21 protein-coding genes are annotated in these 21,956 nt (G+C 37.0%); 13 read left to right on the forward strand and 8 right to left on the reverse strand.

The genetic code is table 11. The features are described 5' to 3' along the window. Positions 1-134: 134 nt before the first annotated feature. Positions 135-1,676, forward strand: coding sequence for a glycine--tRNA ligase (locus tag ODE14_RS13340; RefSeq protein ID WP_263601778.1), 1,542 nt, complete (start codon positions 135-137; stop codon positions 1,674-1,676). Between the two features lie 98 nt (positions 1,677-1,774). After that, the gene (locus ODE14_RS13345) at positions 1,775-2,911 is read left to right on the forward strand and encodes a serine hydrolase domain-containing protein (protein WP_263601779.1); all 1,137 of its coding nucleotides are present in this window, start codon (positions 1,775-1,777) and stop codon (positions 2,909-2,911) included. Here the strand turns inward: ODE14_RS13345 and ODE14_RS13350 are convergent. After that, the gene (locus ODE14_RS13350; protein WP_263601780.1) at positions 2,908-4,179 is read right to left on the reverse strand and encodes a Y-family DNA polymerase; all 1,272 of its coding nucleotides are present in this window, start codon (positions 4,177-4,179) and stop codon (positions 2,908-2,910) included. The two genes, ODE14_RS13345 and ODE14_RS13350, sit on opposite strands and share 4 nt — an antisense overlap. A 182-nt stretch (positions 4,180-4,361) precedes the next feature. Here ODE14_RS13350 and ODE14_RS13355 point away from each other — a divergent pair, with 182 nt between their 5' ends. The 6 genes from ODE14_RS13355 to ODE14_RS13380 all read left to right on the forward strand — a co-directional run bounded on the left by ODE14_RS13355 (position 4,362) and on the right by ODE14_RS13380 (position 8,655). Continuing rightward, positions 4,362-4,862, forward strand: a complete 501-nt coding sequence (locus ODE14_RS13355; RefSeq protein WP_248389612.1) for a M15 family metallopeptidase — start codon at positions 4,362-4,364, stop codon at positions 4,860-4,862. 183 nt (positions 4,863-5,045) lie between these two features. Next, positions 5,046-6,083 carry a patatin-like phospholipase family protein gene (locus ODE14_RS13360; protein WP_263601781.1) on the forward strand — a complete coding sequence of 346 codons (1,038 nt, stop codon included), beginning with the start codon at positions 5,046-5,048 and terminating at the stop codon, positions 6,081-6,083. A 332-nt stretch (positions 6,084-6,415) separates the two neighbouring features. Then, positions 6,416-7,054: a DUF2589 domain-containing protein gene (locus ODE14_RS13365; RefSeq protein ID WP_263601782.1), complete on the forward strand. Its 639-nt coding sequence runs from the start codon at positions 6,416-6,418 to the stop codon at positions 7,052-7,054. A 64-nt stretch (positions 7,055-7,118) separates the two neighbouring features. Next, the gene (locus ODE14_RS13370; RefSeq protein WP_263601783.1) at positions 7,119-7,802 is read left to right on the forward strand and encodes a hypothetical protein; all 684 of its coding nucleotides are present in this window, start codon (positions 7,119-7,121) and stop codon (positions 7,800-7,802) included. Next, positions 7,802-8,356, forward strand: a complete 555-nt coding sequence (locus tag ODE14_RS13375) for a hypothetical protein (protein WP_263601784.1) — start codon at positions 7,802-7,804, stop codon at positions 8,354-8,356. The genes ODE14_RS13370 and ODE14_RS13375 overlap by 1 nt, the downstream gene beginning before the upstream one ends. A gap of 131 nt (positions 8,357-8,487) precedes the next feature. Continuing rightward, entirely contained in the window at positions 8,488-8,655 is a 168-nt protein-coding gene (locus ODE14_RS13380) for a hypothetical protein (RefSeq protein WP_248389602.1), read from the forward strand. 84 nt (positions 8,656-8,739) lie between these two features. On the opposite strand, the gene ODE14_RS13385 is transcribed toward ODE14_RS13380, so the two are convergent. Next, entirely contained in the window at positions 8,740-9,126 is a 387-nt protein-coding gene (locus ODE14_RS13385; RefSeq protein WP_263601785.1) for a Rid family hydrolase, read from the reverse strand. 304 nt (positions 9,127-9,430) lie between these two features. On the opposite strand from ODE14_RS13385, the gene ODE14_RS13390 reads away from it, so the two are divergent. The 3 genes from ODE14_RS13390 to ODE14_RS13400 are packed head-to-tail and all read left to right on the forward strand — an operon-like array spanning position 9,431 to position 11,461. Continuing rightward, entirely contained in the window at positions 9,431-10,351 is a 921-nt protein-coding gene (locus ODE14_RS13390) for a helix-turn-helix transcriptional regulator (protein WP_263601786.1), read from the forward strand. A 44-nt stretch (positions 10,352-10,395) separates the two neighbouring features. After that, the gene (locus tag ODE14_RS13395; RefSeq protein ID WP_263601787.1) at positions 10,396-11,028 is read left to right on the forward strand and encodes an energy transducer TonB; all 633 of its coding nucleotides are present in this window, start codon (positions 10,396-10,398) and stop codon (positions 11,026-11,028) included. Between the two features lies 1 nt (position 11,029). Continuing rightward, positions 11,030-11,461 carry a nucleoside deaminase gene (locus ODE14_RS13400; RefSeq protein WP_248394977.1) on the forward strand — a complete coding sequence of 144 codons (432 nt, stop codon included), beginning with the start codon at positions 11,030-11,032 and terminating at the stop codon, positions 11,459-11,461. Between the two features lie 83 nt (positions 11,462-11,544). Here ODE14_RS13400 and ODE14_RS13405 read toward each other — a convergent pair whose 3' ends face one another. The 5 genes from ODE14_RS13405 to ODE14_RS13425 form a co-directional block, all read right to left on the reverse strand. Then, on the reverse strand, positions 11,545-12,303 hold the full coding sequence (locus ODE14_RS13405; protein WP_263601788.1) for a type III pantothenate kinase: 759 nt from the start codon (positions 12,301-12,303) through the stop codon (positions 11,545-11,547). A gap of 164 nt (positions 12,304-12,467) precedes the next feature. Further along, on the reverse strand, positions 12,468-14,309 hold the full coding sequence (locus ODE14_RS13410; protein ID WP_263601789.1) for a M1 family metallopeptidase: 1,842 nt from the start codon (positions 14,307-14,309) through the stop codon (positions 12,468-12,470). 138 nt (positions 14,310-14,447) lie between these two features. Beyond that, entirely contained in the window at positions 14,448-14,927 is a 480-nt protein-coding gene (locus ODE14_RS13415) for a DUF1572 domain-containing protein (RefSeq protein ID WP_263601790.1), read from the reverse strand. Between the two features lie 122 nt (positions 14,928-15,049). After that, on the reverse strand, positions 15,050-15,550 hold the full coding sequence (locus tag ODE14_RS13420) for a cysteine peptidase family C39 domain-containing protein (protein WP_263601791.1): 501 nt from the start codon (positions 15,548-15,550) through the stop codon (positions 15,050-15,052). Positions 15,551-15,597: 47 nt separating this feature from the next. After that, positions 15,598-17,286, reverse strand: a complete 1,689-nt coding sequence (locus ODE14_RS13425) for a DUF6909 family protein (RefSeq protein WP_248389588.1) — start codon at positions 17,284-17,286, stop codon at positions 15,598-15,600. Between the two features lie 567 nt (positions 17,287-17,853). Between ODE14_RS13425 and ODE14_RS13430 the strand changes: the two genes are divergently transcribed. Beyond that, a complete protein-coding gene (locus ODE14_RS13430) occupies positions 17,854-20,049 on the forward strand; it encodes a glutamine synthetase III (protein ID WP_263601792.1) in 2,196 nt (731 codons plus the stop codon). Between the two features lie 424 nt (positions 20,050-20,473). After that, positions 20,474-21,187 carry a C40 family peptidase gene (locus ODE14_RS13435; RefSeq protein ID WP_248389576.1) on the forward strand — a complete coding sequence of 238 codons (714 nt, stop codon included), beginning with the start codon at positions 20,474-20,476 and terminating at the stop codon, positions 21,185-21,187. Between the two features lie 147 nt (positions 21,188-21,334). On the opposite strand, the gene ODE14_RS13440 is transcribed toward ODE14_RS13435, so the two are convergent. Beyond that, complete coding sequence (locus tag ODE14_RS13440) at positions 21,335-21,910, reverse strand: pentapeptide repeat-containing protein (protein WP_263601793.1); 576 nt, start codon at positions 21,908-21,910, stop codon at positions 21,335-21,337. Positions 21,911-21,956 lie beyond the last annotated feature (46 nt).

The following is a 21,956-nucleotide window of genomic DNA, read 5'->3' on the forward strand; positions in this document are numbered from 1 at the left end:
GCCTAAATCCAGGAAAATAGCGAGTAGCGAAAGCAGGTTCCCGACTCCTAAAATCCTGCGTTATAAAAACTTCTGTATTCTCACTTCCAACTTCCGGGTTTTTCACTATTTTTGCAACTTCAGACGTTAAAAATATGGCAAAACAAGAAGATGTTTTCAAGAAAGTGATTTCTCACGCTAAAGAATATGGTTTTATTTTCCCTTCGAGTGAGATCTACGATGGTTTATCCGCTGTTTATGATTATGGACAGAACGGTGCCGAACTCAAAAATAATATCAAGCAGTACTGGTGGAAAGCCATGGTACAGCTTAATGAAAATATTGTCGGCATTGATTCTGCAATTCTCATGCATCCGACCACATGGAAGGCATCGGGACACGTAGACGCTTTTAACGATCCGCTGATTGACAATAAAGATTCTAAAAAACGTTTCAGAGCAGACGTTTTAGTGGAAGATTACTGCGCTAAAATTGAAGATAAAGAGAACAAGGAAATTGAAAAAGCAGCCAAAAGATTCGGAGAATCATTTGATAAAGATCAGTTTGTGGCCACCAATCCTAAAATACTGGAATACAGAGCCAAAAGAGAAGCCATTCTTTCAAGATTAGCAAAATCTCTGGAAAATGAAGACCTTGCCGATGTAAAAGCGTTAATTGAAGAGCTGGAAATTGCCGATCCCGATACCGGTTCTAAAAACTGGACGGAAGTGAGACAATTTAACCTGATGTTCGGGACGAAACTCGGTGCTTCCGCAGATTCTGCGATGGACCTTTATTTAAGACCGGAAACCGCTCAGGGTATTTTCGTGAACTTTTTGAATGTTCAGAAAACATCACGACACAGGCTTCCTTTTGGGATTGCACAGATCGGTAAAGCATTCAGAAATGAGATCGTTGCAAGACAGTTTATTTTCAGAATGCGTGAATTTGAACAGATGGAAATGCAGTTCTTCGTGGCTCCGGGAACAGAATTGGAATTCTACGAACAATGGAAGCAAAAACGTCTGAACTGGCACTTAGCTTTAGGATTAGGTGATGAAAATTACAGATTCCACGATCACGAAAAGCTGGCGCACTATGCGAATGCTGCGGCTGATATTGAGTTTAATTTCCCGTTCGGTTTCAAAGAGCTGGAAGGCATTCACTCCAGAACGGATTTCGATTTAAAGGCTCATGAAAAGCATTCAGGAAGAAAATTACAATTCTTCGATCCGGAAAGAAACGAAAACTATGTTCCTTACGTAGTAGAAACTTCTGTAGGTCTGGACAGATTATTCCTTTCCATTTTCTCTCATTGCTTAAAAGACGAAGTATTGGAAGACGGTTCCGAAAGAACAGTTTTATCATTACCACCGGCTTTAGCACCGATTAAAGCTGCTATTCTTCCGTTAATGAAAAAAGACGGGTTAGCTGAATATGCCGAGCAGATCTTCAACGACCTGAAATACGATTTCAATTTATTCTACGAAGAAAAAGATGCCATCGGAAAACGCTACAGAAGACAGGATGCCATAGGAACGCCTTACTGTATTACGATTGATCACGATTCATTAACGGATCACACCGTAACGATCAGAAACAGGGATACGATGCAGCAGGAACGAGTTCCTGTTTCAGAGTTGAGAAGAATCATTGATGAAAAGACCAACTTCAGAAATTTACTTTCAAAAATATAAATGAAAAGCCTTGAGAAATCAGGGCTTATTTTTTGTTAAAATGTCATTCTATATGATATTTTCAAATTTAGCTTACATTTGTTTCAAGATCTATTGATATGACAATTCTTATTTATTTTGTTACATTTATTGTAATTGCCGCAGTACTTTTTTATCTTTTAGGTTACAGTTATATTTTTAACGGAATTTCAAAAACCTATCTGAAAGGAAAAATGAGCGCCCATATTGATGATGGCAAATTTTTCTCCTACAATCTGATTGCGGCTGGAAATCCTGTTCCCTGGGAAAAACATGCGGATTATAACAAAATCCCATTACCTAAAAATATAGTTGATGATTTGATTCACTCCAATACTGCTTCTTTTCTTGTTGTAAAAAACGGCAAAATCATCCATGAACAATACTGGAACGGCTACAATGCATTATCAAAAACCAATTCTTTCTCCATGGCAAAAGCAGTTACCGTGATGCTTTTAGGAAAAGCGATTGAAGAAGGAAAAATCAACAGTATTGACAATAAATTTTCTGATTATTTTGATGAATTCAGAAATAAGAAGTTTACAGAAAGTTTGACACTGAGAAATCTGGCACAAATGGAATCCGGACTTAACTGGGAAGAAAACTATAAAAATCCATTTCTGCCAAACGCAAAAGCATATTATGGGAGAAGCCTTATAAAAGCTACCTTTTCAAGAAAATTCAAGCAACATCCCGGAGAAAAGTTTGAATACCAAAGCGGTTCTACCCAACTTTTGGGTTTTGCTGTGAGAAAAGCGGTCAGCCAGACTCTTGCGAGCTATTTATCTGAAAAAATATGGATTCCGCTCGGAATGGAACATCAGGCAGAATGGAGCACCGACGAAAGCGGGATGGAAAAAACCTACTGCTGCATCCATGCTACAACCCGGGATTTCGCAAAGCTGGGACAGTTATTCCTGAATAACGGAAAAGCAGGAGACCAACAAATCCTGAATCCTGATTTTATTAATCAGATGCGCACCCCGACGAAAAAATCTGAAGAAATTTACGGAATGGGATTCTGGATCAATGATGACAATCCCATTAAACACTATTATTTTTTAGGGCTGCAGGGACAATACATCATCATGGTTCCTGAACACAATATGGTTATCGTAAAAACAGGAAGCTACAACAATCTTCCGAAAAATGACCGCGGAAGACCGGATCAGGTAAAGTTCCTTGTGAATGAAACCGTACAATTATTTGCTGACTAATGGAATCTGAAATTGGCTTCCGTAAAAGTATTGTTCTTAAGAAAAGCCTCATATTCCGGGGATAACTGCTTTCTTCCGTAAGTATTTTCTCCGCTCATGCTTCCCAGTCGTACTTTATCTTTCCCGAATTTCTTATTCATCGCATCCATCGCTTTCATAACCGGTAAATGTTGGTTTTGGGTGTCTTCTTCGAACAAGTTAATCAATCTCTGGTCTTCAGGGACAAAATCATTAACGATCACTCCCGCTTTTTTATAATGAAATCCTTCTTTGAAAACAGCCTCAAATAGTTCATTTACCACTCTTCCTATCAAGATAGAAGAATTGGTAGGATTGGGAAGAACCCGTGTGATGGCATTTTTGTATTCCGGCAAATCTTTTCGGAAACGGTTGGTCTGTACAAAAACCGTTACCATTTTACAACATGTGTTCTGCTTCCGCAATCGTTCCGAACAGTACATCCCGAAGGTTTCCACCCTTTCGCGTACATCTTCCTTTTTGGTAAGCATCTCCATAAAGCTTCTGGTTACGGCAATAGATTTTTTCGGAGAGGGAGCATCCAGTTCCAGCTGTCGGATTCCTTTAAGCTCATTGATCATCCTTACGCCGTGGATTCCCATTATTTTACGCACCCACATTTCCGGTTTCTGAAGCAAATCCCATGCTTTATGAACGCCGTTATCATGCATTTTTATGGCAAGCCTGCGGCCGATTCCCCACACATCTCCAATATCTAACCACTTTAAAGCTTTCTCGATTTTTTCGGATGAATCCATTATAAACACACCATCAAAATTATCCGGATATTTTTTTACAATTCTATTGGCGACTTTGCATAAAGTTTTTGTAGGAGCGATGCCAATACTTACCGGAATATTCGCTTCCTTCCCGATCCTGTTCTTGATTTCAATACAATAATCATGGATATTGATGTATTTAAACCCTGTAAAGTCTAAAAATAACTCATCAATACTGTATACTTCATAATCCAGTACATATGATTTTGCAATCTCAATAACCTGCTGGCTTTTAAAATTATACAATTCAAATTTTGCAGAAAAACTTTTCACGTCATGCTCTTTGAACAGTTCTTTATATTTAAAAGCCGGCGCAGCCATAGGAATGCCCAGATCCTTGGCCTCTCTGCTTCGGGACACCACGCATCCGTCGTTGTTGGAAAGCACAACAACGGGCTTATTTTCAAGCGCCGGATCTAGGGTTCGTTCGCAGGAAACAAAGAAATTATTACAGTCTACCAGAGCATACATAATGAAAAACGGGACAATTCAATACGCAAAATTATAACTTTTAAATCATAATATTATGTTTAATATAAATTTTAACATTAAATTTAAATTACTGATAAACAGATGTTTAAATTTATTTTAATACGTCAAGTTTTGTCGCTACAGACCTATAATTTTGTTTTCCAAAACGCTAAATTATTAATATGGATAAAGTAACATTACAAAGAATTGAAAAGCTCCATCCTTTCGTGCGGGAAGAAGTAAAACAGATTATTAAAGATTGCAATGAGGCCTTAACCGGGAGAGCAAAAGTAAGAATTACGCAAGGGCTGAGAAGTTTTGAAGAACAGGAAAAACTCTACGCCATTGGAAGAATTACCTCAGGAAAAAAAGTGACCAATGCCAAAGCCGGGCAAAGCATTCACAATTATGGACTGGCCGTTGACATCTGTATGATGATTGATGGTAAAACAGCCAGCTGGGATACAGCCAAAGACTGGGATAATGACAAGGTAGCCGATTGGTACGAATGTGTGAAAATTTTTGCTAAATACGGCTGGGAGTGGGGTGGTAACTGGAAGACCTTCAAAGATCTCCCACACTTTGAAAAAAAGGAAATTCTTACCGAAAAAGGAATTATAAAAACAAGCTGGCGAAAACTCATTAAAATGAAGCGCGATAAAGAGGACTATGTGGCATTTTAATTCTCCTTTGTTTGAAAAATTATTTTAACACGACAAGTTCTGTCGCTTTCCCGTACTACTTTTGCTTTGAGAGAAACACCAAACCATCTCTAAATAATAAAAAAAACCAATAGCCATTTTTAAAAGTCTATTGGTTTTTATTGTCTTTAGCTGACTGGTTTTCTCCAAAAAAAGTAAAATCAAATGAAAAAGACAACCATTCTTTCTTTGGACGGGGGCGGAATCAGGGGAATTATCACCTGCATTATTCTGCGTTACATAGAAGAACAGCTGCAGATTTATGATAAGCCGGGAGCCAAACTCGGTGATTATTTTGACTTTGTTGCCGGAAGCAGTACAGGAGGTCTGATTGCATCTATTATTCTATGTCCCAATGAACACCGAAAAGCAAAATATTCCATCCAAAAAGGGCTGGAGCTTTATGCTGAAAAAGGTGGCGACATATTTCAGGTTTCTTTTTGGGAAAGGCTGGTCAATCCCTTTGGATTGATTAATGAAAAAATCTCCCAGGAAGCACTCGAAAAAAACCTTAATGACTTTTTTGGAAGTTTAGAATTAAAGGAACTGATAAAACCGTGTTTAATAACGAGCTATGATATCGAAAACAGAAGAGCGAAACTCTTTAACTCCTGGAAAGCCCGGATTAATACAGATAATTTTTATGTAAAAGATGTCTGCAGGGCAACCTCAGCGGCGCCTACATATTTTTCACCGGTTCAGATCAAGTCTTTATATGGACAAATTTTCAGCCTGATTGATGGCGGCATGTTTGCCAATAATCCATCGCTCTGTGCTTATGCGGAAGCCCGGAAAATTCCTTTTGCAGAGATTTTAAAGGATCAACAGAAAACCAATCATCCTGCGGTGAATGATATGATCGTTATCTCCATCGGGACAGGTATTGAATCAAAATCTTATTCCTTCAGAAAATTGGAAAAGGCAGGAAAGATAAGCTGGGTAAATCCTATCATTGATATCTTAATGTCTGCCAATGCAGAAACAGTAGATTATCAGCTTTGCCAGATGTTTGATACATTGGACCAGCAAAACCAGAAAAACTACTACCGGCTTAATCCCTCATTGAAAAATGCTTCTCCGGCAATGGATAATGTAAGGAGATCCAATATTGAGAATCTGATACAGGCAGGACTTTGCTTTATTGATGATAACCGTGATATCCTGAATGAAATCGTTCAGAAACTAATCTTACACAAAACATAAGCTTTTTACCTTATAAAAAGGAAAAATAAGTTATTTACCTTATAAATTATTTTAAAAAAATAATTTTATACGTCAAGTTTTGTCGCTTTCACCTGGTATTTTTGAATCAAGATTAAAAACAATAACCAAAAAACGAAATACCATGAAAAAAATCCTACAAATTGTAGTTTTGATTTGAAATTTCAATAGCCGACCCGGACTATAGCTCCCAAACGTATCCGACAACAATATTATTCAGCTTCCTGCTGAACAGGATATGTATTACCCATGAATATCAGTTTGCTAGCACTGCTATATAATCAATTTATTAACCATTTAAACCATTAAACATTATGGCAAATTTAGTACAAGAATTAAACAGTTTAGATTTCAGCGTTTACATCGGCGGTCCGTTACAGGCTGCGGTGAAAGCACAGCATGACGCTTCCATTTCACAGGTCAATTTTATTAAAGAGGTTGGTTTTACTCCCGGAACCAACGGAGGTCCTGAATTACTGAAATATGTAGATTTTAATTACAAAAAATCGGTGCCTAATCCGGATGCCGGGAAAACTCTTGAGCAACTAAAAGCAGAAGGAAAAGTAGACGCAAGTGCTACTGTTATTCCAGCAATATACAGCAATCCTTTTACGGATGCAGAAGTTAATCTGAAAGTGCCTTTTCTTACCATGCTTACTGTTCCTGCTTTAAGAATTGATGAGATGACCATTGATTTTAACGCAAAACTAAACTCAGTGGAAACCCAAAATGTTTCCAGTGAATTCAGCGGTTCCGCAAGCCTAAGCGCAAAAATCTGGAAGGTGAAGTTTAATGCATCCGCATCGTACAAAAAGACTTCATCCAGCACTTCTACAACCGAAAGAACGTATACTCTGGGAGTTCATGTGAGAGCGGTAAATGATGAATTGCCGGCCGGCCTTGCTAGGGTTATGGATATGTTGGAAGACAGTATTTCCGCAGTCAATAAATAATTTTCCGGATGGCTGCTCTGGTGGCCATCCTTTTTCCAACCATTATTATTTTAAACAATTTATCATGCCAAAATTATATGAATATCTGGGAGGCATTGTATCTGAAATTGCCAATTCCCGAAAGATGGCCGATCTTCAGACCTTACAGATCGCAAAAGAATATGCACAGGATGAAATGCTGAAAAATTTTTCAATCCCAAGAATGAAAATAGGAACAGTAGATCTTACCATTCCTTTTGCACAGGGAGGAAAACTGCCCATTCTCAAACTTAGAGATTTCGCTTACGACGAAATCACCAAAGTTTTGAAAACAGGTTACAACGCTGCTGATACTTCAAGTGATCAAAAGCTCAGGGTTTTCCTGGCAGACATGGAAATATATTATGATGACCTTATTTATCAAATGAAAAAAGACAATATACAGGTCATCACTCCCGAAAAAGAAAAAGACTTCTATATCATTCCCGATTATATTACAGATTATTGTTTAACGCTTCCCAATTTCACCTGGGGTGAAGTAAAGTCGGAAACGCTTAAAAACAGCATCAAAAACCGCACGCTTCTTGAGGCTAAAAAAGTGCTTGAGAATGTAGAGGAACATGATATTATAGTAGAAGCCGGCAAGCTGATGAGCATTGATCCCAAATATCTTATTTATGCAAAAATGAGCGTGAGCGAATCCGGAATGGAATGGTCAAGATATGAAGACATTAATGGAAATATCATTGAAACCCTAATTCCCGAATAATGAGAAAATCGCAATTTATTCTGGTAAACCTACTTAAGGAGAAGCTGCAGGAATTTCCGGGAATTGTTTCTTCACTTGAAAAAAAAGATCATCATTTTATTGATAAAATTATGCTCTGGCTGAAAGCTTCGGAAGATATTTTATCCACTTACAACATCAGTGAAGTTTCTGAGATGGCAGGTTTCAGAAGTAAAATATTAGCTGCAAAAATGACAGAAGGCAGAGGAACGAATATCAAGAAAAACCAGACCAAGGCAGCAGCAGATGCTCTTTATAACATTCAAAATACCATACTTACCATTCTGAGTCCTTTCGAAAGAAAAATGAATGACTGCCGGGAGATTGTAAAACAGCTTTTGGTGCTTACGGCTCAAACACATACCCAGATGTATGATCAAAGTATTCCTTTTGAAGATTTCATCCGGAGTGTATGGCTGTATATCCTGTCTGAAAATGACCTTAAAATGGGAGCTATAAAACTAAAATCAATACTTTCTGAAATGGATATCCTTATGCTCATGAGCGACGAAATTGAACTAAGTGATTTCACTTAAATATATTTTTAATGATAATCCAGGGTAATTCAAATAACCATTGAAATTAAATTAATAACCATGAAAACTTAAATTATCATCATCTGAGCTTCAGAAATTTATCATTAACTATAACCAATCTCATGTATACTATGGAAACACCAAATCAACATTACGATACTGTTTCTGATGACCCCCTTTATACCATTGACTGGAGCGACATCGAGAATGCAGAAAACGATTATGAAAACTACCTTGATGCTATTGAAACATTTTTCAGGGATGACTTTGAAAACGACACTCTTGAAGATGAAATATAAAAACTACCTAACCTTTCACATAAACAGCATAAAACTCCGCAGCGCCTGCTACTGTAGAGTTTTATGTTTTTAGATTAAAAAATACTAGCCTCTTGCTACAATTTTAATTTCTACCATCTGTCCGGGTAAAGCAAGCGCACTTACAGCGACTATTGTACTGGCAACTATACATGCTTCACCATAAAATTCTTTTCCGGTAACTTTTCTTGCCTCGAAGCCCTGCTGCATGTCCGTCACATAAATAACTTCTTCCGTTACATCATCTGCAGTCATTCCAAACCTGGAAAGTAGTTTTCCAATGTTCTCATAAGTCTGCCTGAACTGATTTTCCATACCGTCAGTAAGTACGCCGTCCATATTATGACCTAGCTGACCTGAAATCCATACCGTGTCTCCTTTCTTAACTGCCTGAACATATCCATATACTGCTTCCCAGGGCATATTGAACGTTTTAAACTCTTTAGTAGTCATATTTTTTATTTAAATCATAACTACTTTTACAACTTCAGCACCCTCACGTTAAAACACTGGTTTTAAACAATTAAAAACATTAACCCTTGAATAAATTTTATCGAAATATCGTAAATTAGTCTGAAAAATTATGATTGATAAAAACTTTTCAAGCAATGTTGACTTTTAAAACTTATCCACAAAAATAAAACACGACACATTTTGTCGCATTAAGCATTTATATTTGTCTCAGACAAGGTAACCCTGAACGCAAGCGTTCCATGAAATTAATAACCGTAGAAACTGCATCATAAATTATATCCGAATGAAAAAAGATTTTTACCTGACAAGATATGCTTTGATCATTAAAAGATTAGAAAGCTCTCCTGCTACTTATCCTCAACTGGAAGACTATCTGCTCAATTCTTTTGAATTTCAGGATGCAGGAATCAAAAGCTATTCGATACGGACTCTACAGCGGGATATAAGGGAAATTTCCGATCTGTTTAACCTTTCCATTCACAACAAAAAGAAAGGCGACAACAGATATTATATTGAGAGCCGCCCGATCATGGAAGTTGATGAATACAACCAGAAATTACTTGAATCTTTCCAAGTAAGCAATGCTCTGAATCTTCATCCGGATTTTTCAGATTTTATCTTTTTTGAAAGCAGAAAGCCTACAGGAGTTGAGCATTTTTATGATCTGTTTTTTGCCATCAGAAATAAAAGAATTGTTTCTTTTGAGCATTATAATTATAAAAATAAACTGATGACTTCAAGAAAGGTACACCCGCTGGCATTAAAAGAATCCAAAGACCGGTGGTACCTCATTGCCATTGACACAAAGGATAAAATGCTGAAATCTTTCGGGCTGGACAGGATTAATTATCTTGATGTAAATGATAAACAATTTAAAGAAAAGTACAAATATAACTTCAGGGAACATTTTAAAAATGCTTTCGGTGTTATGAATCTTACTGCACAGAATCCTCAGAAGATTGTTCTGAAATGCACCAGGCATCAGGGCGAGTACATCAAAAGTTTTCCGCTTCACCAATCCCAGAAAGAAATAAAGGAAACGCCGGAAGAAATCTATTTTGAATTCTTTCTTCATCCTACCTATGATTTTATGCAGGAAATTTTATCGTACGGAAAAGAAGTTCAGGTTTTAGAACCGAAGATTTTAGTTGATGAAATACGCAACCATCTGCAGGAGTCCCTGAACAGCTATCTGAAAGAGTAAACAATGTATTGTATTTTTGATTACATTTACATAAATATATCACAGTGAAATTCCTGCTTCCATACTTTTTCTTCTTAATTTCTTCTTTTTGTTTTTCCCAGCAGACTGAAGATTTCAGGCTTGTTAAACAATACTACAATCAGCATCGTTCTATGCTGGGACAGGAATTCAAGAAAAAATTTGATGCGGAAACAAACCAATTCCATAAAGCTTCCATAAAAAGCGATTATCAGCTTTTCATGCAGAAAATGGATAGTATAGAAAATGTTGCGCTTACCGGCGTTTTATTAAAAACAAAGAACCTGGAAGACCTGGGAAGACTGCACCTTATAAAAACAAATACATCTTCCCAGGCTTCGGCTGTCCCCACTGTAATTACCGATAAAGCAGCAGACTATCCCGGAGGCATTAATGAACTCAGAAAAGAAGTTTCCGATCTGTTTTATCTGGGAGGTGTTCATTCTGAGGTTAAAACGATTAAAACCATTGTTGCTTTCATTGTAGAAATTGACGGCACGATAACAAATGTTGAAGCACAGGGAGAGAATTTTACTTTTAACAGGCAGGCTGAAATTGCCCTATATTCTGTTCCAAAGAAATTTTTCCCGGCTGTTGTCAATGGAAATCCCGTGCGATACCGTTTCCGGCTTCCTTTAACAATGAAACTTGAAGATTAACATGTTTACCGACGAATATTTTATGAAAATGGCGCTCAGCGAAGCGCATCTTGCCCTTGAAAAAGATGAAGTTCCGATTGGCTGTGTGGTGGTTTCCAACAACCGGGTCATTGCAAGAGCACATAACCTCACCGAAACATTGAATGACGTTACTGCCCATGCGGAGATGCAGGCCATTACTTCCGCCGCTCATTTTCTTGGCGGAAAATATCTTAAAAACTGCACGCTGTACGTCACGCTGGAACCCTGTGTAATGTGTTCCGGAGCCCTTTCGTGGTCACAGATCTCAAAAGTAGTAATCGGCGCAAGAGACGAGCAGCGCGGTTTCATCAACAAACATCTTACCCTCCATCCTAAAACGGAAATCGTAACCGGAATTATGGAAAATGAATGCTCTTCTATTGTAAAAGAATTTTTCAGATCAAAGAGATGATGAATTAAGATTAAGGCTTAGAGTCAGGTCTTCAAAAACTTGTATATGAATTAAGCATACACTTACCAGACTTAACATCAGCCTTACAGATCTTTTCCTAAAAAATAAAGTCCTTTCAGCGTATGAAGCCTGTCCATCACATGGATTTTATCCGTTAAAGGTTTATACACATGGGATACTCCGCCTGTAGCTACCACAAAACAATTATCATTCACCTCATCATTAATCCTGTCTACAAAACCTTCCACCATTCCTAAAAATCCGTATACCATTCCGCTCTGCATACAGGTAACAGTATCCAATCCTAAAACGGTTTTCGGTTTCACCAGCTCAATTTCCGGAAGCTGGGCAGTCTGGCTGATGAGTGAGTTGAGAGCAGTAATAATCCCCGGAGCAATAATCACGCCCAGAGTTTCGCCATCTTCTGCAACACAGCTTGCTGTAAGCGCCGTCCCGAAATCCAGCACAATCTTCTTCCGATCCGGGTACATATTATGGGCCGCTACCAGATTGGCATAAATATCAGTTCCCATCTGTTTGGATTTTGCCTGAACGCCTGAAGGTGTATTGCGGTCAACAATAACAGGACCAACACCGTGGATCTTCCTGATAGCCGAACTCATTATTTTTGTGAGTTGAGGCACTACAGAACCCATGATGATCTTATTAATTTCTTTTGGCTGAATTTTATAGGTCTGGTATAGCATAAGCATCTGAACATAAAGCTCGTCTGCCGTTCTGTAAGGCTTAGTATTGATGACCCACGAAATATCACAGTTATCTTCATTAAAAAGACCGAATCTGATATTGCTGTTTCCTACATTAATTACTATTGAATTCATTTATTTGGTCTAATGGAATCACTAATTATTTAAGGCTTTAAATTTAATGATTTTATATAAGCCTGCTTACAATCTTCGAAATAAGTTTTATGGTGAAAGGAAATGCTTTAATAAAAATCCCTGCAGAAAAATTTCTGCAGGGATTTTTTATCTATGTTAAAACGTTATTTCACTTCAACAAAATTATCTTTCATATTCACATCGGCCATTCTTTCACTGAAATCTATTCCTAAAACAGACAACTGCGATTTTGTGTAAGGAACGGTAATAACGTATTCCTTTTGGGTCCAAGGCCAATAAGGCATTGTCTTGAATTCTCCGTAAGCATCTTTTCCTTTCCAGGTGTGGGTCATGTTCATCGGAATCTGATAGGTGATCACTTTTTTATCAGACGTTATTATGCTAAAATCAACCGGCATTGGAACCTGACCGTTATTTACCAGGGTAATGGTTGTAGATTTTGCTTCGTATTTCACATCTTTGATTCCGTAATCTATTGTTTTGGTTGTTTTGATCCAGTAATGATGAAACCACTTCAGATCCATTCCTGAAACTTTTTGGGCAATATGCAGAAAATCTCTGTCGGAAGGATGTTTTAGCACCCATTGATCGTAATACTGCTTCAGGGTTTCCGTTAAATTCTGTTCACCCATAATATACCCCAGCTGCACAAGATACAGTTCCCCTTTTACGTAAGAAGCATAAGTATAGGAAGTACCGTTGTCATGATGATCTCCCAGCCATACTGCAGGCTCTTCAATTCCTTTTTTAATAAAATTCCTGTAGCCGTTGATTGAATTCACGAAAGGATTTGGAAGTTCCTGTGCCGGTGGAAATAACTGATTCATCACATATCCTTCTGCATAGCTCGTGAAACCTTCATCCATCCACGGACGCATCGGTTCGTTGGTAGCCAACATCTGCTGGTACCAGGAATGAGCCCCTTCATGGGCCATTAATCCCATCAAGCCTTCAATATCCTGAGCTTCACCTAAAATCATGGTGCACATGCCGTACTCCATTCCGCCATCACCACCCTGAATGAAAGCATATGTTGGGTAGACATATTTCCCGAAGCGCGCATTCATTAGCTGGTAGTACTTTGTAAGATAAGGCTGCGCCTCTTCCCAGACCTTTGTTTTATCGTTATTCTGATATACCAGGAAGACTTTTGGACCTTGCGGAACGTCAAAGCTTTTTACAATGTAGTCTTTATCTGCAGCCCAGGCGAAATCCAGAATGTTTTTAGCAGTCCACTTCCATGTTGCTTTATTTTTATCTGCTTTAATTTTTGCATTCGGATCATACCCTTTTACATCTTCGGGATTTTCCAGAATTCCTCCTGCTCCGATTACATAATCTTTGTTGATTTTAATGGTAACATCAAAATCCGCGAATGGTGCATGAAATTCTCTTCCGATATAATCAAAGGTTGCCCAGCCGTCATAATCATATTCTGCAATTTTCGGGTACCACTGGGTCATGGTCATATCCACCCCTTCCCTGTTGTTTCTTCCGCTTCTTCGGATCTGCTGCGGAATCACGGCATCCCATTCTAATGTAAAGGTTGTTGAAGAATTTGGCTTAATAGTCTCGGCCAGATATACTTTCATAACCGTTTCCTGAATTTCATATTTCAGCGTTTTGCCGTTTTGTTTAATCCAGTGAATATTCTGAGCACCTTCCTGATCTTTCGGGATAGAGGTAAGTCTGGAAATTCCGTCTTTCTGCAATCTTGAATCGCCGCTTTTTCCTTGTCCGGCAACTCTCTGATCCATCATCGAATTAGGCTTAAAGGCATTCCAATACAGATGAAAATACACTACATTAAGTTCGTCCGGAGAATTGTTTTTATAATCCAGTGTCTGTTTGCCTTCATAAGTGAATTTTTCAGCATTAACATCAATATCCATTTTGTACTTCGCATTCTGCTGATAATAAGGCCCCTGCTGAGCATGAAACTGAGAAATGATAAACGCAAACAGGATTGCAAAAGATCTTTTCATTTAAATTTTTTATTTTTCTAAAGATATGTATTTAAATAAAAACCTCAAAAATTGTAATTATTGTTGAGGTTTTGTTCTATTGATAAAGTTTAGATTAAAATTATTTAAGTTGTTAAATTTTGTCCGCTGATTTACATATTATGCAGATTCTTTTTGTTGAAGCAGTTTTTTAATTAAAGTAATCTGACCTAAATGATAATAGCAATGTTCAATCATTCCATCAATATTCCTGAGATACGTACCGTATTTTTCATCAACGAATCCTTCACTCATTTTAGAATCGGGCATCTGCTCCAGCAAGGCTGCAAATTTTTCGGCATCTTTCCATAATTTGCTCTTTAGATTTTCCCATTGTTCTTCAGATTCTATCGTAGGAAGATCAAAGCTGTATTGATCTCTTATTTCCAGATCTCCGCCTTCAAAAACATGGATAAGTCCGGCAATATAATAATCAATATGAAAAGTAAGCATGGCAATGGTATTCAGAGAACCTATTTTAGCTGTAGCCTGTTCCATCTTTACATTAGATAACTGATCTTTAAAATTGGTATTGGCAATCCATAAACCATCCAGCAACACTTCACGGAATCTTTTGGCTAATTGTAATGTTGAGCTCATTTGTTTTTAATTTTTTTAAAGATAATTATTTTTATCTCGTTGATTTAGCAATTAATTTCACAAATAAAATTAGTGTTTAAAATAAAAGGACTCAAATGCTTTCATTTGAGTCCTTTTATTTTTTAATTAGCATATCTCTTTTCAAAAACTAGAGCTACTCCTGCTTTTTCATCAGCATATTCAGGTTCAAACCATGAATCACAAAATTCTTCTTTTGTATAAACTTTCAATGAATCTCCGGGATCGGCAACATAAATTTTAGAATTTTCGATTTTATATACAACTACAAAATGGTTTGGATTCCAATGAACAATGCATGGTAAGGGAACCATAGTATTTAGTTCATCAAAATTTATCTTTACTCCTTTAGCAATAAGTCCATGTAAGTTTGCAGCATCGTTTAGATCTAAAAAAGATGTCCCCCTCACTGAATCAGCATGAGTGATTTTATTCAAATATTCTTCAGTATAATCTTCTCCATAGTATTTAAAAATCATACGCAGGCAAGCCGGGCCACAACTGTTTGAATTTGATTGTTTATAAAAAGGAAAATCTTGATTTTTCTTTGTATCGGTACAGCTAAACATAAAAAAAATCATGAGCACAAATAAAAATATGCTCATGAAAATATTTCTTGTCTTATAAATAAGATTCATTTTTTTAAATAGAATTATTTTTTCACAGAAACTTCTTTTTTTCCGCTTTGTAAAATCTTTTCTAATATTCTTAATGTAATAAGATAAGTAGGCTTCACTCCTGTCAGTCCTAAACCGCCTGAAGAAAGCGTACTCCCTGTTTCCAACGGATTATCCGAAGCGTAATAAGCATACATCACAAAAAGATCCGGTGTAATATGATGCCTGATCTTAGACGCCACCTGAATAGCTTTCTGGTAATGTGCTCCTTCCATTTCAAGTCCGATGGCTTTCCACGAGGTATTCATAAAATAAGAAAGGATATCCCTGTTTTGGAGTGAAGTTCCCAATACGGTAATCATTGGCCCTTCAAAAGCCTGCAATTCATCATCTTTAAAATCTTCCGCTTTTAAGGCATTTTCAAATGGATAATTATCTGCTGTTCCTTCAAAAATATGTGAGGTCGGGATCATGATATCTCCTTTACCTCCGGCGAGAATTCCTGCTTTACCCATAATGGAAACGGACTTTACTTTCATCATATAGACTTCGCCTTTATGCTCAAAAGGCCTCAGCAATTCATCCATTACTTCAAAAGCCTGCTCTCCGAAAGCATAATCGAAAACCATGATTACATCATCGCCTCCGAATTTAATATCCTGAAATGGCGTATTTTTAAGTTCGGCTTTGCTGAGGTCGATGATCTGAACATCAATATTACTTCCGCTCTTATCATTAATATAGATCATCCCTTGTTCAAGCGCATATTTCGAAACTTTGTCGCGAAGCTCTTTTTTATCAGAAATTTCTCCGTAAAGTTTGTAGTCGACCTTATGATCTTTCTTTTTGAGGGCTTCATTGGCATACAGCATATTTTTCACCGAATGCATATTGGCTGAAATAATATGGAGCGGACGCATGTGAAGATCGTTTTCATACAAAACCTCTTTCACTTTTTGAGCCCACTTTTCACCGAAATAATGATGCCCTACTCTTTCTTTCAATATGGCACTGAAATGGATTTCACGCTCTCTGGTTTGTTTTGCATCCTCAAGACTCACTTTAGCGAGATTATAGATGATTTTGAAAAGACGGTCCGGATTATTATCTTCACCGAAAGTATTATAAGCATTTAAAGTTTCATCAAAAGTCCGTCCTATAAGAGAAGACAGGTGAATGAGCGCAACTTCTTTTTCTTTTCTGCTGAATTTCTTTTCTCCTTTTACTACTTCTTCAATGATTTTGAAAGCACGTGTCGGCTTCCAGTTTTCATCCTGAATGAAAGCCAGGTTTCTTACCTTATCCGCTTCTATAAATAAGAAAGTTAAATGGGTAAGAATATCATAGATCTCGGAACGGCCCAAAAGCACTTCGATATTCATCTGATGTTCATCGATCCTGTAGCAGTTTCTTCTTCTCTTTTTGGGAACAATCGGCTCGAAACTTCCTTTATCAAACCCTTCATCCGAAGTAAGATGAATAAAAGCACATTCTTCAATTCCTTCCGGAAGCCTGTCCAGTACATACATCAAACCGTTTAGTTCGAGTTTACTCGGCACGTTCATACTTCCGTAGATCTCCGGATTGATGGTCTTTAACAAACTTCTGATCGTCTCCCCCGAAACACCGGCAGGTTTAAAAAAACCTCTGTAAAAGAGGTGTCTCATAGAAATATACAATCTTTCAATTGCTTCCGTTGTTTCTCTAGCTCTAGAATTTGTCATAAAATAAATTTCACACAAATATACAAAATCTCCGTCTAAATTATTTTAAGTGTCTTTTAATAAATGGCTTAACATAATATAAAAGAATGCTATCTATTTGCATTTTAACCCGAAAAAGCACTCGAAACAGTCAAACCCTATCATTCTAAAATCTCAGAAGTTAATCAGGAGCTTTTTCCCGCTTTCTGCTGTATCTTTTTTGTCCCGCAATCTTCAGGGCCTCCGCAGACAAAAAAGGATGCCGCGGCAATCGGGGCTAATAAAAACCGGAGGCTTCGAGTCCCTCAGCCTCCGGTTTAATCGTAATTAATAAAATAAATGAAACTTTTAGTAATGCTTATGGGATAAATTTATAAATTGTACTTATCTAATAATAGAGTTGTTGCCAGCAGTTCACAAACAGACTAGGTCTTTTATTTATAACTCTACTTTAACAAAACCCCTCTTAAAACTTACATCCCCATTTAAATTTTCATTAATTTTACAATTACCCCTTTAATTTTTTAGGGTCAAAATATTTTTTATTTATTTTTTTCGTAAATTTGCATCGTAAAAATCAAACCTAATATGTCAACTTTAAGATTCAAAGCGTTAGAAACTTTACCATTTAAGGACTTTAGAAGAGATAATTCTGTAGAAGTTCCTGTAAAACTATCCGAATTGTTTTGCCAAAATGTTTTCTCAGAAGAGACAATGAGAGAATATTTAACAAAAGAAGCATTCAATTCTATTATGGATGCAGTAAAAAAAGGAACTAAAATCCAGAGACACATTGCAGACCAGGTAGCTGTAGCAATGAAAGACTGGGCCATGAGCAAAGGCGTAACCCATTACACGCACTGGTTCCAGCCATTAACAGGAAGCACTGCTGAAAAACACGATTCTTTCTTCACCCCGATTGAAGGCGGAAGAGCCATCGAAAGATTCAGCGGAAATTTATTGATCCAGCAGGAGCCGGATGCATCTTCTTTCCCGAACGGCGGTATCAGAAACACTTTTGAAGCGAGAGGATACACAGCATGGGATCCTACATCTCCGGCATTCATCATGGGAACAACTTTATGTATTCCTTCCATTTTCATCTCTTATACCGGAGAGACCTTAGATTATAAAGCGCCTCTTTTAAGAGCACTTAACGCTGTGGATGAAGCTGCAACCAATGTAATGCAGTATTTTGACAAAAATGTTACCAAAGTAACGCCTACTTTAGGTTGGGAACAGGAATATTTCCTGGTAGATTCAGCATTATACCAATCCCGTCCGGACCTTGTATTAACCGGGAAAACTTTATTAGGACATTCTCCCGCAAAAGGACAGCAATTGGACGATCATTATTTCGGTTCTATCCCTACGAGAGTAATGAACTTCATGATGGAATTAGAAGTGGAGTGCATGAAACTGGGAATCCCTGTAACAACGAGACATAATGAAGTAGCACCAAACCAGTTCGAGCTTGCACCAATGTTCGAAGAGGTAAACGTTGCCGTTGACCACAATTCTTTATTGATGGATGTAATGGCAAGAGTTGCCCACAGACACCATTTCCATATTTTATTCCACGAAAAGCCATTCGCAGGTGTAAATGGAAGCGGAAAACACAATAACTGGTCTTTAGCAACCGATACCGGTGAAAACTTATTAAGCCCTGGAAAAAATCCTAAGAAAAACCTACAGTTCTTAACATTCTTCGTGAATACTATCAAAGCGGTTCATGAATATGCAGACCTTTTAAGAGCAAGTATAGCTTCAGCAAGCAACGATCACAGATTAGGTGCCAACGAAGCTCCGCCGGCAATTATCTCCGTATTTATCGGAAGCCAGCTTTTCAGAGTACTGGAAGAGCTTGAAAAAGTAAAGGAAGGAAAACTTTCCCCGGACGAAAAAACAGATTTAAAACTGAATGTTGTTGGAAAAATTCCTGAAATTTTGTTGGATAACACCGACAGAAACAGAACTTCTCCTTTTGCATTTACAGGAAATAAATTCGAAATCAGAGCGGTTGGATCTTCTGCAAACTGCGCAGAATCTATGACGGTAATGAATACCATCGCAGCAAAACAGCTTCGTGATTTCAAAAAAGAAGTGGATGCATTAATTGAAAAAGGTCTTAAGAAAGACGAAGCTATCTTCAACGTATTAAGAGAGTATATCAAGCAGTGTAAAAACATCATGTTTGAAGGTGACGGATATTCTGACGACTGGGCAAAAGAAGCTGAAAAGAGAGGTTTAAATAATTTAAAAACTACTCCTGAAGCTCTTAAACAGGAAATGGATGAGAAGTTTTTATCGCTTTATGAAGAGTTGGGAATTTTTACTCACAGAGAAGTTGAAGCAAGAAACGAAATCAAATTAGAAAAATATTCAACGGTTATTGATATTGAAGCAAGAGTATTAAGTGACATCGCAAGAAACCATATTATTCCTTCTGCTTTAAATTATCAGAACAGACTGATTGAAAACGTAAAAGGTCTTAAAGAAATCTTTGGAGATAATGAGTTCAAATCTCTGGCAAAAGAACAGATGAGCTTAATCACAAGTATTTCTGAGAATGTATCTAAAATAAAATTAGGTGTTGAAGATCTTATTAAGGCAAGAGAAGAAGCTAAAGCAGTTACTGAAAGCCAAAAGCAGGCGGAAGATTACTGCAATAAAGTGAAGCCGCTATTCGACGATATCAGAGAAGCATCAGATGCTCTTGAAATGATGGTGGATGATGAGCTTTGGCCAATGACAAAATATAGAGAAATGTTATTTACAAAGTAACATCTGTAAAGTTCCATATTAGTTAAACTCTCCGGGAAATACCGGAGAGTTTTTTTATCACACATTAAGAATGTATTCCAATTCAATATTAACAACAATCTGGATTTCAGCAGAATATTATTTAAAAATACTTCTAAAAAATACTATTGATCCAATTCTTAAAATTAGAGTTATTCATCAGATACCACAGATTCTGAAGCATATATGTTTTTATTTTGTTAAAGAATCTTAATAAAAAAAACCGCTAACATACCCAAAATAGGCCGTTGCGGTTTATTTTTCTTTAACATACTTAAATAATATGTTAAAATGTGTTAAAAAAAGAACATGATAATATTCATATCAAAGCCCTTTTGTAGGGAATACATATTTTTGTATTGCTTTTGAAAAATACTTATTCCTTTAACACGGTAATCAAATATATATGAAGAAAAGAGTTTTGTTTTATTTAGTTGCTTTAGTTTCTACAGTATCGTTACAATCATGTGTTACAAATTATGTAGTATCAAAACCAGCAACTTACGCTAAAGAATACAAAACAGATGCCAAACTAGCTTCTATTGACACTCACAAAATGGAGCAGGACAAGCAACAACTGATTAATTCATTTCTTGCAGAAAAGGCAGCTTCTTTAGCAAATGCTAAAAATTCCATTAAAAATTCTGAGATTGCAAAAGCAATCATGCACAATAAAACCATCGACAATATTTTAACAGAAGCACAGACTTACCTGGGAACTCCTTACCGATACGGAGGCATGACCAGAAACGGGATAGACTGCTCAGCTTTTGTTCTTTCCGTTTTCGGGGCAGCAGCAGGGCTTAGCTTACCAAGAGTGGCAGCTTCTCAGTCTCAGGAGGGAGAAAAAGTAGAAAAAGAAAATCTTCAGAAAGGAGACCTGATTTTCTTTTCTCACGGAAGAAGAATTTCTCACGTAGGTATTGTAGAAAGTGTATCGGAAGATGGTGAAGTGAAGTTCATTCACGCTGCCACCTCAAAAGGAGTAATGGTTTCTTCACTGAACGACTCTTACTGGGGTCCGAAGTACAGATTCGGAAAAAGAATCATCAATGAGAACGGAGAAGCAATCAACAATCTTGCAGCAACAACTCCCGCATCAAACGGAACAAATTTTTAATTTTAAATAATTGATTTAAATAATGAAACCATCAAAATTTTTGATGGTTTTTTTTATTGCTGAACTTTTTTGCTTTGCAAATCCACACTTTCAAAGAAGAGAATCACTTTTCTTTAAATTAAATCTGATAAAAACTTATATAAACAACTATGCGTTTTTATCAATTTCTATATTGAATTGAAGCAATAGTCCATGAACTTGAGAAAGTGAAAATCTTGCCTTTTTAAGCTTATTTTGGGAAGGATCAATGGAATAATTAACCGATGTTCTGAAATCAGCTTTTTCGAGATTTGTATTGTCAAATACAGCGCCGGACAGATCACAGTTATTAAATATTGCAAGTGAGAGATCAGCATAAGAGAAATCGACTTCAATAAGTTTTGAATCTTTAAATAATGTCTTTTTAATGCTTGTTTTGTAGAAAACAGAATTATTTAAATAACATCCGTTAAACCTAAACGACCTTCCAAATTCGTTGCATTCGTTAAAATGAAGGCCGAACATCTTACATTCTTTAAAGATAACTTCCCGGAAGGCGGTTCTACAGAGTTTTGCCATGCTTAGATTACAGCCTGTAAATTCACAGTTATTAAAACTGAAACCAGAAAGATCAGCATATTCAAGATTACAATTCCGAAAGATACAGTGTTCATATTCTCCTCTTTGAATTTGTGAAAAATCTGCATTTTCGAAAGTTTGATCTAAAATGTACACTTCTTCCATAGATTATGATTGAATTAAAAAATTACCTCTTGCTGAGATGCAGAGA

The sequence above is a fragment of the Chryseobacterium sp. PET-29 genome (assembly GCF_025736815.1).
Taxonomy (GTDB): Bacteria; Bacteroidota; Bacteroidia; order Flavobacteriales; family Weeksellaceae; genus Chryseobacterium; species Chryseobacterium nepalense.